We start from the raw sequence: 20,327 nt of genomic DNA, 5'->3' as shown, positions 1-20,327 counted from the left end.
ACCACCACGCGAGACGAGTCGTCACTTCTTGTGGGTATCCGCGGCGGATACCCACAAGAAGTGACGACTCGTTCAGCTTGGGGTCGGGTGCGCTCAGAGGTTGCCGGTGGCGATCATGAGCATGCGGCGCACGGGCTCCGCGGCGCCCCACAGCAGCTGGTCGCCCACGGTGAAGGCGGAGAGGTACTCCGGGCCCATCGCCATCGTGCGCAGGCGGCCCACGGGGATCTGCAGGGTGCCGGTGGCGGCGATCGGCGTGAGCTCGCGCATCGACGCCTCCTTCTCATTCGGCACCACCCGCACCCACTCATTGTCTGCGGCGATGATCGCCTCGACCTCGTCCAGCGGCACGTCCCCGGTCAGCTTGAGCGTCAGCGCCTGGGAGTGCGAGCGCATGGCGCCCACGCGCACGCACAGCGAGTCGAACGGGATCCGCTCCTCGCCGCGCAGGCCGAGCACCTTGTTGGTCTCGTCGAAGGCCTTCTGCTCCTCGCGGGAGACGCCGTTGCCGAGGTCCGCGTCGATCCACGGGATGAGCGAGCCGCCGAGCGGCACGCCAAACTGCGACGCATCCAGCCGGCCGCCGCGCTGCAGCTCGATGACCTTGCGGTCGATCTCCAGGATCGCCGACGCCGGATCGGCCAGCTCGGCCTCGACCGCGCCGGACAGCGCCGCGTACTGCGTGAGCAGCTCGCGCATGTGGCGGGCACCGCCGCCGGAGGCCGCCTGGTAGGTCATGGCCGTGCCCCACTCCACGAGGCCGGCCTTGAACAGCCCGCCGAGGCCCATGAGCATGCAGGACACGGTGCAGTTGCCGCCGATGAAGTCCTTCGTCCCGGCCGCCAGCGCCGCGTCGATCACGGAGCGGTTCACAGGGTCCAGCACGATCACGGAGGAGTCCTCCATGCGCAGCGTGGAGGCGGCGTCGATCCAGACGCCGTCCCATCCGGCGGCGCGCAGCTGCGGGTAGACGGCCTTCGTGTAGTCCCCGCCCTGCGCGGTGAGGATCACGGGCAGCTTCGCCAATGCCTCGACGTCGTACGCGTCCCTGAGCGCGCCCGGCTCACCGGACATCCCCGCGAACACCGGGGCGGCGCCACCCGCGTTGGAGGTGGAGAAGAAGACGGGGTTCACCCGCGCGAAGTCGCCCTCCTCCGCCATGCGCTGCATGAGCACGGAGCCGACCATGCCGCGCCAGCCCACGAGGCCCACGGTGGGCACGGCGGCGGCGTCGGGGGCGGTCATGGGGGAGGGGGCGGCAGAGGTCATGCCCTCCAGGCTACCGGTCCCGCTGCGCGCGCTTCCGGCGGTTCCCCAGCATGAAGCCGCCGATCGCGAACGCCTGCGTCAGCACGAGCAGGAACACGAGGCCGGCGATCGTCTTGCCCTGCAGCATGAGGATGAGGCCGAACACGGCGCACACGAACGCGAGCACGGGCAGGGCGATGAGGGCGAGGAACGTCAGGGCGTCGCCGCTGAGCAGCCCGCCGGGGGCCGGGGTGCCGCGGGACGGCGTCGGGTCGGTGCTCATGCGGGGTCCTCTTCTCTCTCCCAGCGCTCCATGCGGTAGCGCGGTCCCGTGCGCGAGGCGTGCCAGTCGTCCGGGGCCGGGTCGGCCGCGGTCATGCGCCAGCGCGGGTCGAGGGCCGGGGCATGCGCGTCGCCGTCCTCGTCCTCGTCGATCACGGTGATCTCGGCGCGGGTGGCCACGTCGAGGGCCTGCTCGTACATCGTGGCACCGCCGATCACCCAGACGAGGTCGCACCCGTCGGCGTCCGCGGCCGCGTCGAGGCCGGTGCCGAAGTCGGGCACGACGACGGCGCCCGCCGCGCGGACCTCCGCTCCGGCGTCGTCGGCGGCCGTCAACGAGCGCGAGACCACGATGTTGGTGCGGTCCGGGAGCGGGCGGAAGGCCTCGGGGAAGGACTCCCACGTGCGGCGGCCCATGATCACGGGGTGCCCCTGCGTCAGGCGGCGGAAGTGGGCGAGGTCCTCGGGCACATGCCAGGGCATCGTACCGTCGCGGCCGATCACGCGGTCCGGCGTCTGCGCCCAGATCATGGCGATCGGCGGCTCGGCCGGGGTGCCGTGCACGGGGGAGGTCGGGGCGGGGTGGTCCATGGGGGTCGGGGTCACCTCAGACGGCGATGGGGGCGGCGATGGCGGGGTGGTGCCGGTAGTCCAGCACCTCGAGGTCCTCGTACGCGTAGTCGAAGATCGAGTCGGGCCTCCGGACCAGGCGCAGCCGCGGGTACGGGTACGGGGCGCGGGTCAGCTGCTCGCGCACCTGGTCCTCATGGTTGGCATAGATGTGGCAGTCGCCGCCGGTCCACACGAACTCGCCCGGCGTCAAGCCGGTCTGCTGCGCCACCATCACGGTGAGCAGGGCATAGGAGGCGATGTTGAACGGCACGCCGAGGAAGAGGTCCGCCGAACGCTGGTACAGCTGGCAGGAGAGCACGCCGGAGCCGCCGTCCTCACCGGGGGAGACAGAGAACTGGAACAGGGCGTGGCACGGCGGCAGGGCCATCTCGTCCACGTCGGCGGGGTTCCAGGCGGTCACGATGTGCCGGCGCGAGTCCGGGTTCGCCCGGATCTGCTCAACGACCTTCGCGATCTGGTCGATGTGCCCGCCGTCGGGGGTGGGCCACGATCGCCACTGGACGCCGTAGACGGGGCCGAGCTCGCCGTCCGCGTCCGCCCACTCGTCCCAGATGCGCACGCCGCGCTCCTGCAGCCAGCGCACGTTGGAGTCCCCGCGGAGGAACCACAGCAGCTCGAGCGCGACGGACTTGAAGTGCACCCGCTTGGTGGTGATGAGAGGGAAGGACGCGGACAGGTCGAAGCGCATCTGGCGGCCGAAGACGCTGCGCGTCCCGGTGCCGGTGCGGTCCGTCTTGACGGCGCCGTGTGCCATGACGTCGGCCAGCAGGTCCTCGTACGGGGTGGGGATGCTCACCCGGTCCACTCTAGCCAGAGACGACTCCGCCGAGGGCGCCGTCCACCGACCGCCGGACCCGCTCGGCGTCCCAGCCCGCGGCGCGGGCCAGGGCGACCGCGCTGCGCAACGAGGCCTCGACCTCTGCGTGGTCCGGGGGCGGAGGGGCCTCGGCCACCACGGTGCCGCGCCGACCCTCCTTCTGCACGAGTCCGGCGAGCTCCAGCGCGTCGTACGCGCGGACCACCGTGTTCGGTGCGATGCCGAGGTCGGCGGCCAGCGTCCGGACCGAGGGGAGCCGATCGCGAGGAGCGAGCACCCCGCGGCGCACGAGGTCGGCGATGCGGGCTCGGATCTGCTCGAAGGGCGGCACGGGGGAGTCGAGATCCAGGTCGACGCCGACGGGGTCAGTCACGCGCACCGCCTCTCGCCGCCGGTCCGTCCGCGCGGGTCCCGTCGGCCGCGCCGCGGAGGATCCGCTGCTCGCGGGCGGGCCGGACGAGCACGAGCAGCACCCCCACGACCGTCGAGCCGAGCAGGAGGAGCATCTCGGCCGGGGCGCCGTTCGCGACGGGGGTCAGCCACCCGGCCATCTCGGCCGCCGGGATGCGCCCGGCTTCCCACGCAGAGTAGGCGGCCGCGGCCTCCTGGGCGGCCTGACGGCGCTCATGCGCCTCGAGGGCACCGGCCAGGCCGGCCAGTCCGATCCAGGCGAGCAGGGCCGCCCCGATGCGGCAGGCGTGGTCCACGGCGATGCGCCGTGCCGCCAGGTCCTGTGCCGGGTCCAGTCCGCTCAGCGCCCTCCGACGGTGGCAGATCGCCAGCACGGCGCACAACGCCAGGAGCACGGCCGCCGTGCCGGCCGCGTACCAGGGTGCGACGGCGGACCCGGCGGGCATTCCGGCGAACCGGGCGCTGAACGGCGTGGCCTGTTCGGAGAGGTGCTGCCGGTACTCCGCGCCCTGCACGCCCGGGGTGGCCGCGGCGGCTGCGACACCGGCGAGCGCCAGGATCGCGCCCGGGGCCACCAGCAGGAGGAGGCGGGGCGGGACGAGGGACTGCCATCGGCGGGCGATCAGGGCGGCGCTGCGCCGGGGCCCCGTCGCCGGAGGCCAGGTCACCTGGCCGAGGGCGGGGATCAGGAGGAGCCACAGAGCCGGGAGGAGGATCGCCGCCGCCAGCAGCGGCGCATCGACCGGAGCGGTCTCGAGTGTCTCCCTGCTCCAGTGCCCCGAGGGCGCTCCGCCCCCGGCCCGGACCCAGCCGCCCGCGCCGTCGGTCACCCACAGTGCCGCGAACGGGGTCGGGCCGGCCCAGACGGCCGTGGCCACCAGGGTGAGCACCGCCGTCGCGGTGAGATGGCCGCGCGCGGCCAGCGGCGCTGCGGTCCACCGGGCCCGGCGACCGAACCAGTAGAGGATCGCGAGGACGAGGAGGACGAGAGCACTGGAGGTCCAGACGACTTCGAGGGGGAGGGCGGGCACCGGGCACCTCTTCTGTCCATGGGTGCGCGACCGCCGCGCACGTGCTCACTGTATCAATGGAGTGATACAGGCGTCGTGTCGCGGGTGCCCGGCCCCGGCTCAGCCGCCGTACACCAGGTCCTGGTACTCGGGGTAGCGGCGCAGGTAGTCGTCCACGTAGGTGCACTCGGCGAGGATCTGCTCGCCCTCGGCGCGGATGCGGTCCAGCACCATCGTCACGAGGGCGCGGGCGTAGCCGCGGCGGCTGAAGGCCTCGTCGATGATCGTGTGCTGCAGGCGCACCACGGTGACGTCCTCGCCCTCGTCGGCGGGGCGGGTCTCCTGCGTGTAGCCGAGGAAGCCGATGTACCTGCCGTCGTGGCGCAGCTCGAAGCGCTCGCGGTCGGGATCCCGGGTCACCGCGAGGCGCTCGTGGACGATCTTCTCGGGCTGGTGCGTCGATGCGGTCTCCATGGACCGAGCCTAGGCCTGTGGGGCGCGGGCCTCAATGCCCGCTCAGTCGTCCGGTCCCGTCAGTCGTCCCAGGGGTCGTAGACCTCCACAGCCACGACGGCGCCGTCGCGCTCGACCGCCTGGTGGAGCACGAGGACGGCACCGGGGCGCAGGTACGGGTCCTCGCGCGGGAGGGCACGCAGAATCTCCGACGCGGGGCGGGCAGCCGCATCCCGGATCTCCTGCAGCAGCTCGGGCAGCACGGGGCGGTGCGTGCACAGCACCTGGGGGCGACGGCGGCCCAGCACGTCCCGCATGGCCCGGCGGGTCTTCTTCGGCCTCTCCCGCGCGGTCGCCTCCGTGAAGGCGCTCTTCGTCTTCAGGGGCAGGCCCGACGTCTTCACGAGGGGCGCCACGGTCTCCACGCAGCGCCGCCACGGGGAGGAGACGAGGCGCTCCGGCCGCCACGCCCACACCAGGCCCTGCACGGAGAGCGCCTGCCGTCGGCCGGTGGCGGCGAGGGGCCGCTCCTGCTCGGCCCGGGACCAGGAGGAGCGCGGCTTGGCCTTGGCGTGGCGCAGCACGATCGTGGGCGTGGTGCGCAGCCGTCCCTGTGCGTGGGCGCGCTCGAGCAGCTCGAGCGGCTCCCGGTCCGTCTCGTTGGCCAGCATCTGCGCGGCGCGGGCCGGGCTCACCCAGCGGATCTCGTCCACCTCGTGGCCGTCCGGGGTCGCGGTCAGTCCCGCGGCGTCGGCGGCCCAGTACCAGACCTCCTTGGTCTGGCCGCCGCCGCTGCGGCGCGCGGGCACCTCGTAGCAGGTGACGCACAGCGGGACGCCGGGGCGCAGAGTGAGGCCCACCTCCTCCTGGACCTCGCGCACCGCGCACTCCGGGAGGGTCTCGCCGACGTCGAGCTTGCCCTTGGGCCAGGACCAGTCGTCGTACCGCGGGCGATGGATGACCATCACCTCGAGTCCGTCGGCGGTCAGGCGCCACGGGAGCATGCCGGCCGCCAGCACGTCCGCAGAGGGTCCCGTCACGGCGCGGTCCGGGGTGGACCAGGTCGCGATGCGGTCGGACTGGGGCGAGGCCATGCGGCTCCTGAATCTCTGCGGTGGGGCGGGGACGCCCGATGCGGTGCGGTGCGTTCCGGTGGTCGGCGGGCCGCACCAGGATACGGCCCGGATGACCGGCCGAGCCCCGCCCGTCCTCCCGCGTCAGCCGGCCCGTTCGGCGCGGTACTGCGCGTCGGCGGCGAGCAGCCGGAAGCCCAGCGACTCGTACAGGGCGACGGCCGCCGCGTTCTCCGCGTCCACGTACAGGTCGACGGCGTCCACCGGGACGGCGGCCAGGTGCTGGAGGCCGGCGAGGGTCACCGCCCGGCCCAGGCCCATCCCCTGCGCGTGGGGGGACACCCCGACGACGTACACCTCGCCCAGCCGCGGCCGTGTGACGCGGTGCCCGCCCTTGTCGGCGACAGAGCCGACGTCGTCATGGGCCGGCTCGACCTTGGTCCAGTGGAAGCCGAGCAGGGCGCCGTCGGCCGCGCGCTCGGCCAGCAGGAAGCCGGACGCGTCGAACCAGTCCTGCTCCATCCGGTCCTGGAGGTCGGCGCGGGTCAGGCCGCCCTGCTCGGGGTGGTCGGCGAAGGCCGCACCGTTGAGCTCGAGCCAGGCCTCCTCGTCCCGGCCGGGCTCGAAGGCGCGCAGGCGGACCCCGTCCGGCAGGCGCGGCGCGGGCAGCGCGGCCATCTCCTCGCCCTCCAGCCGCATCCGGCGCAGCTCGCGCACGGGGGCGAGGCCGTGCCGTCGTGCCAGCTCCGCCGAGCCCGGCAGCATGCCGTGCGCCCAGACGCTCGTGGTCCCCTCGAGCCCGCCGCCCCGGACCGCCGTCGCGGCGGCGTCGGCCAGACGGGTGCCGTTGCCGGCGCGCCGCGCGGCCGGGTCCACCACGAGCTCGAGCACGGATCCGGCGGCCTCGGAGCCCTCGGGGGCGAGCACCGCCGCCCCGATCAGGCCTCCCTCCTCCGCGCGCAGGAGGCCCAACCAGCGCTGCCGGCCCCGGGAGAGCACCCCGCGGGTCTGGTCCGACAGGGGAGGATGCCCGTCGGCCGCGTGGGCGCGGTCGGCCAGCGCGAGGACCTCGCTCACCTGCTGCGGTCTCGTCCCGGAGCCGTCCTGAGCGGCGACGTCGACGGCGGCCGAGGAGGGCGCGATGGGCGGGACGGGGCGGGGAGCGGGGGAGTCGGCCATGTCCTCAGCGTAGGGGGACAGCTGGCAGGATGGACCTCGTGATGCGACTGCCCATGGCCCTGAGCGCGGCCCTCGCCGCCTTGGTGCTGGCCGCGGCCACCCTGCTGGGCCCCGCGCCCGCCGCCGTCGCCGCCGTGGCCGTGGTGCTGGTGATCTCGTGGGGCTGGCCCCGGCAGATGGGCGCCCCCGCGCGCCTCTCCCTGTCCGCGACGATCGCGTCCACCGGCGTGCTCGGCGTCCTGCTCATGCTCCTCTGGCCGGCACCAAGCACGGGGCACGGAGACGCCTGGGCACTTCTCGAGCCCCTGGCCGTGCTGCTCGCGTGGGGCACCATGGCGGCCTTCGTGGTCCAGCTCGTCCGCGGCACAGGGCGGCCGCTGCGCCTCGAGTCCACGGTCGCCACGATGGGCGGCGTGGTGATCGCCGTGATGTCGGCCAGCTGGGTCGCGATGGCCCGGTGGTCCGCGGTGCCGGAGGTCCGCGGACTCGTGCTGGCCCTGGCCGTCACGGTCGCGGTCGTCTCGCTCCTGGGCCTGACGCCCTGGATGCAGGGCCGCCCGGGCGTCCTCGCCCTCGTGGTGATCCCGGCGAGCGCCCTCGCCGCGTGGGCCGTCGGGGCACTCGCGGGCACGGTGCCCCGGGAGCTCGCCGCCCTCACGCTCTCGTCGCTCTCCGCGGCGACGCTCGTGGCGCTCACCGCCTCCACGGCCCCGTCCTCGCGCCCCCGGCCGGAGGACCGCCCCGTGGCCACCACGCTGCGCCCCCGCCGCGCCGGCTACGCCCTCGCGATGGCGCCCGTGGGTGCCGCCGGAGTGATCGGCCACGTCATGGTGGGGCTGCTGGCCTGAGCCGGCCTGCGGCAGTGGCTAGGATGGTCGGCATGGATACGCTCATCGCCCTCGAGATCTTCTTCCTCGGCCTCGTCGTCCTCGCCAGCCTGGCGATGGCCGCCGTCGCCGCCGTCGTCGTCTCGGGCCTCTTCAAGGGCCAGCGCTGACCGAGCGCGGCCCCGCCGCGGGCCGCGCCGTGACGACTCATGGCCACTGAACTCCCCTTCGACCTCACCCCCGAGCTCGCCCCGCTCTCCTGGCTGATCGGCAGCTGGGAGGGCCAGGGCCGCCTGGGCGACGGCGCCGACGGCACGGAGATCTTCTACCAGCGCGTGGACTTCACCGAGCACGGCCAGCCCTTCGTGGAGTACCGCGCGGAGTCCTGGCTGTGCGAGGAGGACGGCACCCTGTCGCGCCCCCTCACCGTGGAGACCGGCTTCTGGCAGGTGGACCGCCCCCGCCGGGACGGCGACGTGGGCCCGGGCATGGTGCCCGCGGACATCGTCCCCGCCTACCGCTCCGCCGAGGACGTCGAGTCCCTGCGCAGCGAGGGCGGCTCGTTCGGCATCACCGCCACCATCACGCACCCCGGCTCCCTCTCCGAGCTCTACTACGGCCGCATCAAGGGCCCGCAGCTGCAGCTCGTCACGGACGCCGTGCTGCGCGGCTCTGCGGCCGGTCCGTATGAGCGCGCCACGCGCATCGCGGGCCTCGTCAACGGCCAGCTGTTCTGGCGTTGGGACGCCGCGGCGACGGCGGAGGGGGAGCTGGAGGTCCACGCCTCCGCGATCCTGGACCGCATGCCCAGCCCCGCTGAGGGCCGCCTCGCCTCCGGCGCGGAGCGCCCCCGCTGCTCCGGTTCGGACCGCCCCGCATGACCATGCCCGGGCGCAGCCCGATCCTGAGCCTCGCCGCCTCCGCGAGCCCCGGCCCAGCGGCCGGCGCCGTGGAGGGGGAGGGCCTGGAGGAGGGCGTCGCCGCCCACTACGGCCGTCCCCTGCCGGAGCAGCGCGCCCTGGCCCGCGGCCGGGCCCTCGTGGACCTCTCCCACCGCGCCGTCCTCTCCCTCACGGGCCCGGACCGTCTCGCGTGGCTGCACACCCTGGGCAGCCAGCACGTCGAGTCCCTCGCCCCGGGCACGAGCACCGAGACGCTCCTGCTCGATCCGCAGGGCCGCATCGAGCACGCCGCGCATCTCCTCGAGGACGGTGCCGCCGCGTGGCTCATCGTGGACCGCTCGCGTTCCGAGGACCTCATCGCGTGGCTGACCGCCATGCGCTTCTCCCACGACGTGCGGATCCGCGACCACTCCGGCGCGGTCGCCGTCGTGGGGTCCATGGCGCCCGTGCCCGGCTGGGAGGACCGCACCGTGTGGGTGGACCCGTGGCCCGCCGTCGCCGAGGGCGGCTGGGCGTACTCGGCGGAGCCGGACCCGGCGTGTCACCCCGGCGCGGACTGGAGCTGGCGCGAGTACCTCGTGACCCGCGCCGACCTCGCGGAGACCGCCGCGCACCTCGGTGAGGGGGAGCTGAAGGGCTGGAGCCTGGCCGGCGTCTCCGCCGCGGAGGCCCTGCGGCTCGCCGCCGGGCGCCCCCGTCCCGCCCTGGACGCGGACGCGCGGGCCCTGCCGCACGAGCTCGACCTGCTGCGCACCGCCGTGCACCTGGCCAAGGGCTGCTACCGGGGGCAGGAGACCGTCGCACGGGTGCACAACCTCGGGCGTCCTCCCCGCCGCCTCACGCAGCTGCTGCTGGACGGGTCCTCCCATGCGCTCCCGCCCCACGGCGCGCCCGTGATCGTGCGCCCGTCCCCGGACACCCCCGAGGGCCGGGCCACCGCCCGTCCCGTCGGGTTCGTCACCGGTTCCGCGCTCCACCACGAGGCCGGGCCGATCGCGCTGGCCGTGCTGAAGCGGGCCGTCCCCGTGGACGCCGAGCTGCTCGTCCGCGGTGCGGAGGACGACGTGGCCGCGGAGTGGATCGCCGCCGCGCAGGAGCCGCTCGTCTCGCCCGACGCCGGCCAGGTCGTGGGCCGTCCCCCGGGGCTCGGGCGCCTGGGCTGACCGGGACTCTCGTCCCGTCCGGCGCGGTGGCCCGCCGCCCGTCAGGCCGCCCCTGAGCGGTCAGCGCCCGGCTGTCAGCTCGATCCGCGCGAGGGACCCCGCCCGCGCGAACCCCAGGGCCATGGCGATCGCCTGGCCCGCCCGGTCCTGCGTGCGCACGCGCGCCTCGGGCACGAGGCCGTCCAGGAAGGCCCGCTCGGCCGCGACGGCCGCGGCGTAGGTCCCGAGTCCGCGGACGCGGTGCTCCGGGACCGTGAGGATCCCCATCCGGGCGAGCAGCCCCTGCCACACCGTGTGCCCCGCCCCGGCGAGGGGGTCGCCCAGCGCCTCCCCGTTGCCGTCGTCGGGCACGAGGGTCAGTGGTGCTGGGCCCAGGTCCGCCGCGTGGACGTCGTCGGCGGGGCACAGGGCCGTGAGCCGCGCCGCGTGCTCGGGGGCATCGGAGACCGCCACCGAGGAGGAGGGGCTGATCTCCGGCGCCTCGGCCGCGTAGAGGAGGTCGGCCTCGCCGAGCGAGCGCGGGGCGTGCCGCGCCGTGAGCCGCAGCAGGGTGGACTCGAGGGCGAGCACCTCGTCCGGGAGGTCCCGCGCCGCGCCGAGCACGTCCGCGGGAGCCCGCAGCGCCGTGGCGCCGGCCAGCTGCAGCACGACCACCGCGTCCGCGGGCCCCGCCACCTCGAGACGGGAGCCGTCGGACGGGTCGTCCAGCGATCCCTCCGGCAGGCCGAGCTCGCGGCACCACGCCCAGCGGACGAGGCCGAGGACGTGGTCGTCCAGGCGGGGGAGCTCGCTCACGGGATCAGCGGCCGAAGAGGACGGCGGCCTCGTCGTACCGGGAGCGCGGGACGGACTTGAGACCCTTGAGCGCCGCACTCATGGGGATGGAGATGATCTCCGTCCCGTTCGCCGCCACCATCTGACCCCAGCGCCGCTGCGCCGCGAGGTCCACGGCGCCCATGCCGAAGCGCGTGGAGAGCACGCGGTCCGTGGCCGTCGGGGCGCCGCCGCGCTGGATGTGCCCGAGCACGGTGTTGCGGGTCTCGATGCCGGTCATGCTCTCGATCTCGCGCGTGACCCACTCGCCGATGCCGCCGAGGCGGGGGCGCCCGGAGGCCTCCACACCGGCGTCCGCCAGCGGGTCGTCCTGGCCCTCGGGGATGAAGCCCTCCGCGACGACGACGAGCGGCGAACGGCCCTTCTCGTGCACCTGCGTGACCCATTCGGCCACCTGCTCCATGGGCGTGCGGACCTCGGGGATGAGGATCGCATGGGCGCCGGCGGCCATGCCGGAGTGCAGGGCGATCCACCCGACATGGCGGCCCATGACCTCGGCCACCATGCAGCGGTGGTGGGACTCGCCGGTGGTGCGCAGGCGGTCCATCGCGTCCGTGGCGATCTGCACGGCCGTGTCGAAGCCGAACGTGTAGTCGGTGCCCTGGAGGTCGTTGTCGATGGTCTTCGGGACGCCGATGATCGGCAGGCCGTCCTGGGCGAGGCGGTTGGCGCCGGCCAGGGTGCCCTCGCCGCCGATCGCGATCACGGCGTCCAGGCCCAGCTCGCGCATGCTGCGCAGCATGTTCTCCGGGCCGCCGCCGTCGGCGTCGTACGGGTGCGTGCGGGACGTGCCGATGATGGTGCCGCCCTGCTTCGCGAGGCCGCGGACCCGCGTGCGGGGCAGCTCCCCGACGTCCTTGCGGATGAGGCCGGCCCAGCCGTCCCGGATGCCCACCATCTCCATGTCGTAGGTCTTGATGCCGTGCAGGACGGCCGCCCGGATGACGGCGTTGAGGCCGGGGCAGTCGCCTCCGGAGGTGAGCATTCCGACGCGCATGGGGGTCCTCTCGAGGGTGTTCTGCCGGGGTCCCCCTCACCCTAGGCATGCCGGAGGGCGGCCGTCAGGGGACGGCCGCCCGTCGGGCCCCACTCGGAGAGCGGCGCGCCGGTGCGCCCTCGTCGGATGTCAGGCCCCGAGAGCGCGCGCTCGGCGGGGATCGTGGACGCCTGGCTCACGTGAGGGGGGCGAAGAGGAGGTGGGCGGCCATCTGCACGGCGGTGACGCCCACGAGGACCCCGCTCACCGGGGCGAGCGTGCCGGGGCGGCGGCCCCGCAGCAGGCCGACGGTCATCGCGACGACGATGACGGCCAGGGCGGCCGAGGTGGGTGGCACGGGGAGCAGCGTCGCGCTCGGCACCGCGTTCCCCAGGAGCATGGACAGCAGGACCGTCAGGGCGGCTCCCGCCGCCAGGAGGTAGGTGACCGCCTGCGCGCCGCGTCCGAGGACGGGCTTGCCGCCGGGTCCGTGGGACCCGCCCTTCGCCCGCATCGGCCTGCGCCCGGGGGCCCGGAATGCGGGGGCGACGGTGCGCGCCTGCTCCTCGGCCAGTCGGGCGGCCGCGCGGTGCTCGCGGGAGTGCGTCTGCTCTCGCCACGCGCCGGTGTCCGGGTCGATCCAGTCCGCGTGGAAGCCGTGCTCGTCGGCGGAGGCGGGCGCCGCCGAGGTCTCTCGGCGCCGCGCATACCAGGCGGGCTCGCTGCGCACGCGCCCGCGCTCCGGCGTCGCCGTGGGGGTGACGCGCTGCTGCGCGTCGGCGTCCCACCGCGTCACGAGCCACCAGACCAGCACCGCGACGGCGGCGAGGCCGAGCAGCGAGCCCGGCCCGCCGACGGCCGGTGCGAGCAGGGTGAACCCCGCGCCCACGAGGACGTTGAGGGCGCCGATGCCGCCGATCACGGCGATCGCCACGGTCGCGTCGGTCCACTCGCCGCGGCGCAGGCGGCCGTACTGCACCCGCCCCTGCGCGTCCGGGAGCACGGCCCAGGCGGCCGCGTAGGCCAGCAGGCCCAGCCCGGCGGACACGACGCACAGGGCCACGAACCCGCCGCGGGCCAGCAGGGGGTCGATCCCGTAGCGGCGGGCGACGCCGCCGAGGACGCCGGCCACCCAGGAGGAGTCGTCGCGGCGGACGCCCCACGACTCGACCGCGCGGCGCAGCCAGGAGGGGAGTGCGCCGGCGTCGTCCTGGACGTCGGCGGGGGAGGGGGGACAGGATCCGTGGGCGGTGCTCATGCCTCCATCGTGGTTCGCCGCCGCCCCGGGCACATCCGGGATGTCCCGGATCCGGTCCCGGATGTGCCCCGTGCACGGGACGGGCAGGATGGAGCCATGAGCCCCGCCGTCCCCACCGCGCCGACACCGACGGGTCCCGTGCGTCCGGCCTCGCCCGCGCGCCCTCCGCTGGCCCGGCATGGCGCCGACCGGCCGGTGGCCGGGGTCGCCGCCGGCGTCGCCCGGCACCTGGGCCTCTCCACCGCGGCGGTGCGCTGGGGGTTCGTGCTGCTCACCCTGGCCGGCGGCGCCGGGGCGGCGCTCTACGCCTGGCTCTGGCTGCTCATGCCGGAGGACGCGCCCGGCACCCCCGCGGCAGACGGCGCCGCCGGCCCGGCCCCCACGCTCGCCGCACGCCTGCCCGAGGTGGCCGAGCGCGTCCGGGAGGGCGGCTGGCCGCTGCTGCTCGCCGCGGTCCTGCTCGGCGTCGGCGGGATCGTGGCGGCCGACGGGCTGGGCGTGGACGTGGACTGGGCGCTCGTGGGCCCCGTGGCGGTGCTCGTGATCGGCCTCGGGCTCGCGTGGATGCAGCTGGACCTCGGCCGGGGCGGGCGCGGGGAGCGCGGCGGCCGCCTCGTGCGCCTCGCCCTCGGATCGGGGCTCGTGCTCCTCGCCGTGCTGGCCCTCGCCGTGGGCGCCGTCGGCTCGGGCGAGCTGTGGCTGGGACTGGTGGTCGCCGTCGCCATGCTGGCCGGGGCGGCCCTGGTGGCCATGCCCTACCTGCTGGCGTGGCAGCGCCGCCGGGACGAGGAGCGCACGGCGCTCGCGGTCCACGCCGAGCGCGCCGAGATCGCGGCGCACCTGCACGACTCGGTGCTGCAGTCCCTGGCGCTGATCCAGCGGCGCGCCGAGGACCCGGAGACGGTCGCCCGGGTGGCCCGCGCCCAGGAGCGCGAGCTGCGCCGGTTCCTCTTCCCCGAGGCGGCCCGGCTCGGCGGGACCCTGCGCGAACGGCTCGAGGAGACGGCGGCCGAGGTCGAGGACGCCCACGGACCCCGCGTGGAGGTGGTCGCGGTCGGCGAGGCCTCCGGGGCCTGGCTCGAGCCGCTCGTGGCCGCCGCCCGGGAGGCCGTCCTCAACGCCGCGCGCCACGCGGGGGACGTCCAGGTCTTCGCCGAGGTGACCGACGACGACGGCGCACCGCGGCTCGCGGAGGTCTTCGTGCGTGACCGCGGGGCGGGCTTCGACCTCGACGAGGTCCCCGCCGACCGGATGGGCGTGCGCGAGTCGATCCTGGGCCGCATGCGCCGGGCAGGAGGGTCGGCCCGTCTCCGCTCCGGGCCGGGCGGCACCGAGGTGCACCTGGCCCTTCCCGAGCCCGCCCACCCGACCGATCCGCGGGAGGAGACCGCATGACCATCCCGCTCACCGCCGTGATCGTGGACGACCACGCGATCTTCCGCGCCGGACTGCGCGCCGACCTGGATCCGGCGCGGGTCGAGATCGTGGGCGAGGCCGGGGACGTCGACGCCGCCGTCGGCGAGGTCCTCGAGCGGGAGCCCGACGTCGTGCTCCTCGACGTGCACCTGCCCGGCGGAGCGGGCGGCGGCGGGGCCGAAGTGGCCGCGCGCGTGCTGGAGCGGCGGCCGGGCACGCGCTTCCTGGCGCTGTCCGTGTCCGATGCCGCGGAGGACGTGGTCGCCGTGATCCGCGCCGGGGCCCGCGGCTACATCACGAAGACCGCCTCGGGGGCCGACGTCACGGAGGCGGCCGCGCGGGTGGCCGGCGGCGACGCCGTGTTCTCGCCGCGCCTCGCCGGATTCGTCCTCGACGCGTTCCGCGGGAGCCCGCCGTCGCCGTCGGCGCCGGCACCGGAGGCCGGGGAGCCGGCCCGGGACGAGGACCTCGACCGCCTCTCCTCCCGCGAGCGGGACGTCATGCGCCTCGTGGCCCGGGGCTACACGTACCGGGAGGCCGGCGCCGAGCTGTTCATCTCGGACCGCACGGTGGAGAGCCACGTGTCCTCCGTGCTGCGCAAGCTCCAGCTCTCCAACCGCCACGAGCTCACGCGCTGGGCCGCGCGCCGCGGATACGCCTGAGCCGGATGCGGGCGAGCCCCGCGCCGGGCGGCGCGGGGCTCGCAGGTCTGTGACCGGCCGCGCCGCACTCGCGGCCGGCGAGGACCGCGATCACTCGGAGAGCAGTGCGCGGATGCGCTCGACTCCCTCGGCCAGGTCGTCGTCGCCCAGCGCGTAGGACAGGCGCAGGTAGCCCGAGGGGCCGAAGGCCTCGCCGGGCACGACGGCGACCTCGGCCTCATCGAGGATGAACGCGGCGAGCTCGGCCGACGTCGTGGGGGTGACGCCTCCGCGGTACGTCTTCCCGAGCGCCTCACGGACGTCCACGTACGCGTAGAAGGCACCCTCCGGCGTGGGGCAGTGGAAGCCGGGCACGGCGTTCATGGCCGCGACCATGGCCGTCCGGCGGCGGTCGAAGGCCGTCGTCATCTCCTCGACGGCGTCCAGCGGCCCCGCGACGGCGGCGAGGGCCGCGCGCTGGGACACGTTGGCCACGTTGGAGGTGGCGTGCGACTGCAGGTTCGTGGCCGCCTTGATGACGTCCACCGGGCCGACCATCCATCCGACGCGCCAGCCGGTCATCGCGTAGGTCTTCGCGACGCCGTTGACGACCACGGCCTGCTCCGCCAGGCCCGGGACGGCCGCGACGATCGAGGTGAAGGGCACGCCGTCGTAGGTGAGGTGCTCATAGATCTCGTCGGTGACGACCCACAGGCCCCGCTCGAGGGCCCACTCGCCGATGGCCTTCGTCTCCTCGGGGGAGTAGACCGCGCCGGTTGGGTTGGAAGGCGAGACGAAGAGGAGCACCTTGGTGCGGTCCGTGACGGCGGCCTCGAGCTGCTCCACGGTGACCTTGTAGCCCGCCTCGGGGCCCGCGAACACGTCCACCGGCACGCCGCCGGCCAGGCGGATGGCCTCCGGGTAGGTGGTCCAGTACGGCGCGGGGACGAGGACCTCGTCCTGCGGGTCCAGCAGGGCGGCGAACGTGTTGTAGACGGCCTGCTTGCCGCCGTTCGTCACGAGCACCTGGGAGGCCTCCACGGCGAGGCCGGAGTCCCGCAGGGTCTTGGCCGCGATCGCCTCGCGCAGCTCGGGCAGGCCGGCGGCGGGGGAGTAGCGGTGGTTCTTCGGGTCCTGCGCGGCGGCGACGGCCGCGTCGACGATGTAGCCCGGTGTGGGGAAGTCGGGCTCGCCCGCGCCGAAGCCGATCACGGGGCGGCCCGCGGCCTTGAGCTCCTTGGCCCGCGCGTCGACGACGAGGGTGGCGGACGGGGCGATGGCGGCGAGGCGGGTGGACACGCGGCGTGCGGGGGAAGCCATGGGGACCTTCTTCGGCGGTTCGAGGGCGGGAGCGACGTGCGGAGGGCACGCCTCCGCACGCCAGCGTAGTGAGTGCGCCGCCCCGGTTCGACTCCCGGCCCGGCATGGCGTATTCTGAACGCTCGGTACCGCGATGACGGTCCTGGGTGAGCGCCCGGGAGTCGGCAGGCGGACACCTAGGGTAGTGGCGCAATTGGTAGCGCAGCGGTCTCCAAAACCGCAGGTTGCAGGTTCGAGTCCTGTCTGCCCTGCTCGGTGCCGGGCTGAAGTGCCCGGCACAGGCGTGCAAGTGCTTCGGCGATCCGATTGAGTGAGGCCACGTGACTGAGTTGTCGGCGAACGGCGGGGGCTCCACCCCGGCGCCGGACAGGCAGCGCCGTGGGCTCTTCGCGCGGATCGCCCTGTTCCTGCGCCAGGTGGTGGACGAGCTCCGCAAGGTGGTCACCCCCACGAGCGAGGAGCTGCTGCGCATGACCGCAGTGGTGCTCGCCTTCGTGGCGATCATGATCCTCCTGGTGATGGGCCTGGACTGGCTGTTCGGCACCCTGGCGGGTCTGACGTTCGGCACGGGCGGCCGCTGAGCGGACCGCGAGCCGGGCCCCGCGGCGCAGGAGGCGTCCACACGCCCGCACGCCAAGGCCCCCCGTCAGTGGAGGGTCGTCCGACCCCCGTCAGCAGAAAGCAGGAAGCCGTGTCCGAGCAGGAAATGGATCGTCAGTCCCCCGAGGACTCCGTCTCCGTCGAGGAGACCGCCGCCGCAGAGGGCGTCGTCGAGCCCGAGACGGACGAGGCCGTGCCGGGCGAGGCCGCCGACGGCGACGAGGCCGCCGAGGCCACCGTGCAGGAGGCCGACCTGGCCGCCGATTCCGCCGCCGACGTCGACGTCGAGGCCGCCCCCACGGAGGACGCCGACCCCCAGGCCGCGGAGACCGCTCCCGCTGAGGACGCCGCCCCTGCCGAGGAGGAGCCCGTCGTCGACCCCGCCGAGGAGCTGCGCACCCGCCTGCGCCGCCAGCCCGGCGACTGGTACGTGGTGCACACCTACGCCGGCTATGAGAAGCGCGTGAAGACCAACCTCGAGACGCGCATCCAGACCCAGGACATGGAGGACGCGATCTACGAGATCGAGGTCCCCATGGAGGAGGTCGTGGAGATCAAGAACACCACGCGCAAGATCGTCTCGCGCGTGCGCATCCCGGGCTACGTCCTCGTCCGCATGGACCTCGACGACGCCTCATGGGGCGTCGTGCGCCACACCCCCGGCGTCACCGGGTTCGTGGGCAACGACGCGCACTCCCCGCAGCCGCTGACCCTCACCGAGGTCTACGACATGCTGGCACCGTCCGTGATCCAGGAGGCCACGCGCGCCGCGGAGAAGGCCGGCCTGGCCGTCCCGGCGTCCGACCTCCCCTCCACCGCCCCCGCCGTCCACGTGGACTTCGAGGTGGGCGAGTCCGTGACCGTCGATGACGGCCCGTTCGAGACCCTCCCGGCGACGATCTCCGAGATCAAGCCGGAGTCCCAGCAGCTGGTGGTCCTCGTCTCGATCTTCGAGCGCGAGACCCCCGTGACCCTGTCCTTCAGCCAGGTGACCAAGGTCATCTGAGGACACCCCCGCTTCCGCCCCGAGCCGGCCGCCTGCCGGCCCGGGGGCGGCACCGGCCGCCGCGCCACGGCGGCCACACTCCCACGGTGCGCTCCTGCGCCGTGGGTCCCCGAAGTGAGAGAAGGATCCACTCATGGCTCCCAAGAAGAAGGTCTCCGGTCTGATCAAGCTTCAGATCCAGGCCGGCGCCGCCAACCCGGCTCCGCCCATCGGCCCCGCCCTGGGCCAGCACGGCGTGAACATCATGGAGTTCTGCAAGGCCTACAACGCCGCCACCGAGTCGCAGCGCGGCAACGTGGTGCCGGTGGAGATCACCGTCTACGAGGACCGCTCGTTCACGTTCATCACCAAGACCCCGCCGGCCGCCGAGCTCATCAAGAAGGCCGCGGGCGTCCAGAAGGGCTCCTCCACCCCGCACACGGACAAGGTCGGCAAGCTGACCCAGGCCCAGTGCGAGGAGATCGCCACCACCAAGATGGAGGACCTGAACGCCAACGACGTGAAGGCCGCCGCCAAGATCATCGCGGGCACCGCCCGTTCGATGGGCATCACCGTCGAGGGCTGACGCCCTCCCCCCTCATCACCCCCTCAGTGGCAGGGCCGAGCGCGGCCCGACAGACCACGACTGCACAAGGAGAAGCACGCAGATGGCACAGCGCAGCAAGGCATACAAGGCGGCCAAGGCCGCGATCGGCGAGGAGATCTACGCTCCCGCCAAGGCGATCGCCCTCGCCAAGGAGACCAACCCCTCCACGTCCGACGCCACGGTGGAGGTCGCCCTCCGCCTGTCCGTCGACCCCCGCAAGGCCGACCAGATGGTCCGCGGCTCCGTGAGCCTGCCCCACGGCACCGGCAAGACCGCCCGCGTCGTCGTGTTCGCCACCGGTGAGCGCGCCGAGGCCGCCCGCGCCGCCGGCGCCGACGTCGTCGGCGACGACGACCTGATCGCCAAGATCTCCGAGGGCTGGGTGGACTTCGACGCCGCCGTGGCCTCCCCGGAGCTCATGGGCAAGGTCGGCCGCCTCGGCAAGGTCCTCGGCCCCCGCAACCTGATGCCGAACCCCAAGACCGGCACCGTGACCCCGGACGTGGCCAAGGCCGTGTCCGACATCAAGGGCGGCAAGATCGACTTCCGCGTCGACAAGCACGCCAACCTCCACTTCATCATCGGCCGCACCTCCTTCGAGGAGAAGGCCCTCGTGGAGAACTACGCCGCCGCCCTGGAGGAGATCCTCCGCCTGAAGCCGTCCTCCTCGAAGGGCCGCTACATCTCCAAGGCGACCGTGGCCACCACCTTCGGCCCCGGCGTCCAGATGGACCCGAACGTGACCACGGTCGAGTTCGAGCAGGCCTGATCCCGGGGGCGGGCCCGCGGGTCCGCACACGACGACGGCCGGTCGCCCTCACGGGCGGCCGGCCGTCGTCGTCCCCCAGGGCCGCCGACTTGTGGCCGGGGGAGGGGCCGTGTAGTCTTGACGGACCGAAGACCGCCGGTCGTGATGTCGGCATGCCGCCATCACCGAAGGACCTCCGCAACGGAGGCGGCCCGCGCAGGTGCAGCAGAGCTCCGTCCCAGGACGACGGCCGTCAGGCCCGATCCGTCCCGTGTCGCCACGCCCCGTGCACCCGCACGGGGCGTTTCTCGTTGTCCGGGGCTCAGGCGGTCCCCACGATCATCGAGAGGAGTGCCATGGCGACGTCCGCGAAGGAGTCGGCGGTGGCGGAGCTCACGGACCTGTTCCGTGAGTCCAACGCCGCTGTTCTGACGGAATACCGTGGCCTGACGGTGTCCGAGCTCAAGCAGCTCCGTGACTCCATCCGTCAGGATGCGACCTACGCCGTGGCGAAGAACACGCTGGCCGAGATCGCGGCCAAGGAAGCCGGCATGGAGGGCCTCGAGGCCCACCTCGCCGGTCCCACCGCGATCGCGTTCGTGACCGGAGACCCGGTCAACGTCGCGAAGGCCCTGCGTGACTTCGCCAAGGATCACGAGAAGCTCGTCCTCAAGGGCGGCTTCATGGATGGCCAGCCCCTGGACGAGGCCGGCATCAAGAAGCTCGCGGACCTCGAGTCCCGCGAGGTGCTGCTGGCGAAGTTCGCCGGCGCGATGAAGGGCAGCATGTCCAAGGCTGCCGCCCTGTTCCAGGCTCCGCTCTCCAAGACCGCCCGCACGGTCGAGGCGCTGCGAGCCCAGCAGGACCAGGCTGCCTGAGCAGTCCACCCCGGGCTGCACGGCCCACCACTTCACACGTAGTCAAGACGTACACGTAAAGGAGCC

The 20,327-nt window shown here is 74.3% G+C and carries 23 protein-coding genes and 1 tRNA gene; 11 read left to right on the top strand and 13 right to left on the bottom strand.

From position 1 onward, the window contains the following. Positions 1–93 precede the first annotated feature (93 nt). From asd to mshD, 9 genes are all read right to left on the bottom strand, one after another. Positions 94–1,245, bottom strand: a complete 1,152-nt coding sequence (asd, locus tag AAG742_RS08935) for an aspartate-semialdehyde dehydrogenase (protein ID WP_298711877.1) — start codon at positions 1,243–1,245, stop codon at positions 94–96. Positions 1,246–1,279: 34 nt separating this feature from the next. Then, positions 1,280–1,531 carry an NF038396 family protein gene (locus tag AAG742_RS08930; RefSeq protein WP_298711779.1) on the bottom strand — a complete coding sequence of 84 codons (252 nt, stop codon included), beginning with the start codon at positions 1,529–1,531 and terminating at the stop codon, positions 1,280–1,282. After that, entirely contained in the window at positions 1,528–2,121 is a 594-nt protein-coding gene (locus AAG742_RS08925; protein ID WP_298711776.1) for a dihydrofolate reductase, read from the bottom strand. The genes AAG742_RS08930 and AAG742_RS08925 overlap by 4 nt, the downstream gene beginning before the upstream one ends. Positions 2,122–2,137: 16 nt before the next feature. Then, complete coding sequence (locus tag AAG742_RS08920) at positions 2,138–2,968, bottom strand: thymidylate synthase (protein ID WP_298711772.1); 831 nt, start codon at positions 2,966–2,968, stop codon at positions 2,138–2,140. A 1-nt stretch (position 2,969) separates the two neighbouring features. Beyond that, positions 2,970–3,353, bottom strand: a complete 384-nt coding sequence (locus AAG742_RS08915; protein WP_248116076.1) for a GntR family transcriptional regulator — start codon at positions 3,351–3,353, stop codon at positions 2,970–2,972. Beyond that, the gene (locus AAG742_RS08910) at positions 3,346–4,422 is read right to left on the bottom strand and encodes a hypothetical protein (RefSeq protein ID WP_298711769.1); all 1,077 of its coding nucleotides are present in this window, start codon (positions 4,420–4,422) and stop codon (positions 3,346–3,348) included. Before AAG742_RS08910 ends, AAG742_RS08915 begins: the two co-directional genes overlap by 8 nt. A gap of 99 nt (positions 4,423–4,521) precedes the next feature. Then, positions 4,522–4,875, bottom strand: coding sequence for a GNAT family N-acetyltransferase (locus tag AAG742_RS08905; RefSeq protein ID WP_298711766.1), 354 nt, complete (start codon positions 4,873–4,875; stop codon positions 4,522–4,524). A 59-nt stretch (positions 4,876–4,934) separates the two neighbouring features. Further along, complete coding sequence (locus AAG742_RS08900) at positions 4,935–5,948, bottom strand: NUDIX domain-containing protein (protein ID WP_298711763.1); 1,014 nt, start codon at positions 5,946–5,948, stop codon at positions 4,935–4,937. 123 nt (positions 5,949–6,071) lie between these two features. Beyond that, positions 6,072–7,106, bottom strand: coding sequence for a mycothiol synthase (mshD, locus tag AAG742_RS08895; protein WP_298711760.1), 1,035 nt, complete (start codon positions 7,104–7,106; stop codon positions 6,072–6,074). Between the two features lie 41 nt (positions 7,107–7,147). Between mshD and AAG742_RS08890 the strand changes: the two genes are divergently transcribed. The 3 genes from AAG742_RS08890 to AAG742_RS08880 all read left to right on the top strand — a co-directional run bounded on the left by AAG742_RS08890 (position 7,148) and on the right by AAG742_RS08880 (position 9,998). After that, positions 7,148–7,954 (top strand): hypothetical protein, encoded by an 807-nt coding sequence (locus tag AAG742_RS08890; RefSeq protein WP_298711874.1) that lies wholly within the window; start codon positions 7,148–7,150, stop codon positions 7,952–7,954. Positions 7,955–8,142: 188 nt separating this feature from the next. After that, entirely contained in the window at positions 8,143–8,814 is a 672-nt protein-coding gene (locus tag AAG742_RS08885) for an FABP family protein (RefSeq protein ID WP_298711758.1), read from the top strand. A gap of 2 nt (positions 8,815–8,816) precedes the next feature. Then, positions 8,817–9,998: a folate-binding protein gene (locus AAG742_RS08880; RefSeq protein WP_298711871.1), complete on the top strand. Its 1,182-nt coding sequence runs from the start codon at positions 8,817–8,819 to the stop codon at positions 9,996–9,998. Between the two features lie 60 nt (positions 9,999–10,058). Here AAG742_RS08880 and AAG742_RS08875 read toward each other — a convergent pair whose 3' ends face one another. The 3 genes from AAG742_RS08875 to AAG742_RS08865 form a co-directional block, all read right to left on the bottom strand. Beyond that, positions 10,059–10,793: a hypothetical protein gene (locus AAG742_RS08875; RefSeq protein WP_298711756.1), complete on the bottom strand. Its 735-nt coding sequence runs from the start codon at positions 10,791–10,793 to the stop codon at positions 10,059–10,061. A gap of 4 nt (positions 10,794–10,797) precedes the next feature. Next, on the bottom strand, positions 10,798–11,829 hold the full coding sequence (locus AAG742_RS08870) for an ATP-dependent 6-phosphofructokinase (RefSeq protein WP_298711754.1): 1,032 nt from the start codon (positions 11,827–11,829) through the stop codon (positions 10,798–10,800). Between the two features lie 175 nt (positions 11,830–12,004). Then, positions 12,005–13,066 carry a PspC domain-containing protein gene (locus AAG742_RS08865; protein ID WP_298711752.1) on the bottom strand — a complete coding sequence of 354 codons (1,062 nt, stop codon included), beginning with the start codon at positions 13,064–13,066 and terminating at the stop codon, positions 12,005–12,007. Positions 13,067–13,162: 96 nt separating this feature from the next. On the opposite strand from AAG742_RS08865, the gene AAG742_RS08860 reads away from it, so the two are divergent. Both AAG742_RS08860 and AAG742_RS08855 read left to right on the top strand, forming a co-directional pair. Then, positions 13,163–14,461: an ATP-binding protein gene (locus AAG742_RS08860; protein ID WP_298711748.1), complete on the top strand. Its 1,299-nt coding sequence runs from the start codon at positions 13,163–13,165 to the stop codon at positions 14,459–14,461. Continuing rightward, positions 14,458–15,144, top strand: coding sequence for a response regulator transcription factor (locus AAG742_RS08855; RefSeq protein WP_298711745.1), 687 nt, complete (start codon positions 14,458–14,460; stop codon positions 15,142–15,144). The genes AAG742_RS08860 and AAG742_RS08855 overlap by 4 nt, the downstream gene beginning before the upstream one ends. A gap of 90 nt (positions 15,145–15,234) precedes the next feature. Here the strand turns inward: AAG742_RS08855 and AAG742_RS08850 are convergent, their stop codons facing one another. After that, on the bottom strand, positions 15,235–16,443 hold the full coding sequence (locus tag AAG742_RS08850; RefSeq protein WP_298711742.1) for a pyridoxal phosphate-dependent aminotransferase: 1,209 nt from the start codon (positions 16,441–16,443) through the stop codon (positions 15,235–15,237). Between the two features lie 178 nt (positions 16,444–16,621). Between AAG742_RS08850 and AAG742_RS08845 the strand changes: the two genes are divergently transcribed. The 6 genes from AAG742_RS08845 to rplJ all read left to right on the top strand — a co-directional run bounded on the left by AAG742_RS08845 (position 16,622) and on the right by rplJ (position 20,261). Next, a tRNA-Trp gene (locus AAG742_RS08845) sits at positions 16,622–16,694 on the top strand. A 78-nt stretch (positions 16,695–16,772) separates the two neighbouring features. Beyond that, positions 16,773–17,024, top strand: coding sequence for a preprotein translocase subunit SecE (secE, locus tag AAG742_RS08840; protein ID WP_298711869.1), 252 nt, complete (start codon positions 16,773–16,775; stop codon positions 17,022–17,024). 110 nt (positions 17,025–17,134) lie between these two features. Continuing rightward, positions 17,135–18,049: a transcription termination/antitermination protein NusG gene (gene nusG, locus AAG742_RS08835; protein ID WP_298711739.1), complete on the top strand. Its 915-nt coding sequence runs from the start codon at positions 17,135–17,137 to the stop codon at positions 18,047–18,049. 133 nt (positions 18,050–18,182) lie between these two features. Further along, entirely contained in the window at positions 18,183–18,614 is a 432-nt protein-coding gene (gene rplK / locus AAG742_RS08830; protein ID WP_248116049.1) for a 50S ribosomal protein L11, read from the top strand. Positions 18,615–18,696: 82 nt separating this feature from the next. Further along, on the top strand, positions 18,697–19,404 hold the full coding sequence (rplA, locus tag AAG742_RS08825; protein ID WP_298711736.1) for a 50S ribosomal protein L1: 708 nt from the start codon (positions 18,697–18,699) through the stop codon (positions 19,402–19,404). A 335-nt stretch (positions 19,405–19,739) separates the two neighbouring features. Further along, positions 19,740–20,261, top strand: coding sequence for a 50S ribosomal protein L10 (rplJ, locus tag AAG742_RS08820; protein ID WP_248116046.1), 522 nt, complete (start codon positions 19,740–19,742; stop codon positions 20,259–20,261). Positions 20,262–20,327: the final 66 nt, after the last annotated feature.

Origin of the sequence: Micrococcus sp. 2A (genome assembly GCF_039519235.1) — a bacterium.
Taxonomy (GTDB): Bacteria; Actinomycetota; Actinomycetes; order Actinomycetales; family Micrococcaceae; genus Micrococcus.
This window is presented reverse-complemented; position numbering and strand designations above follow the sequence as displayed.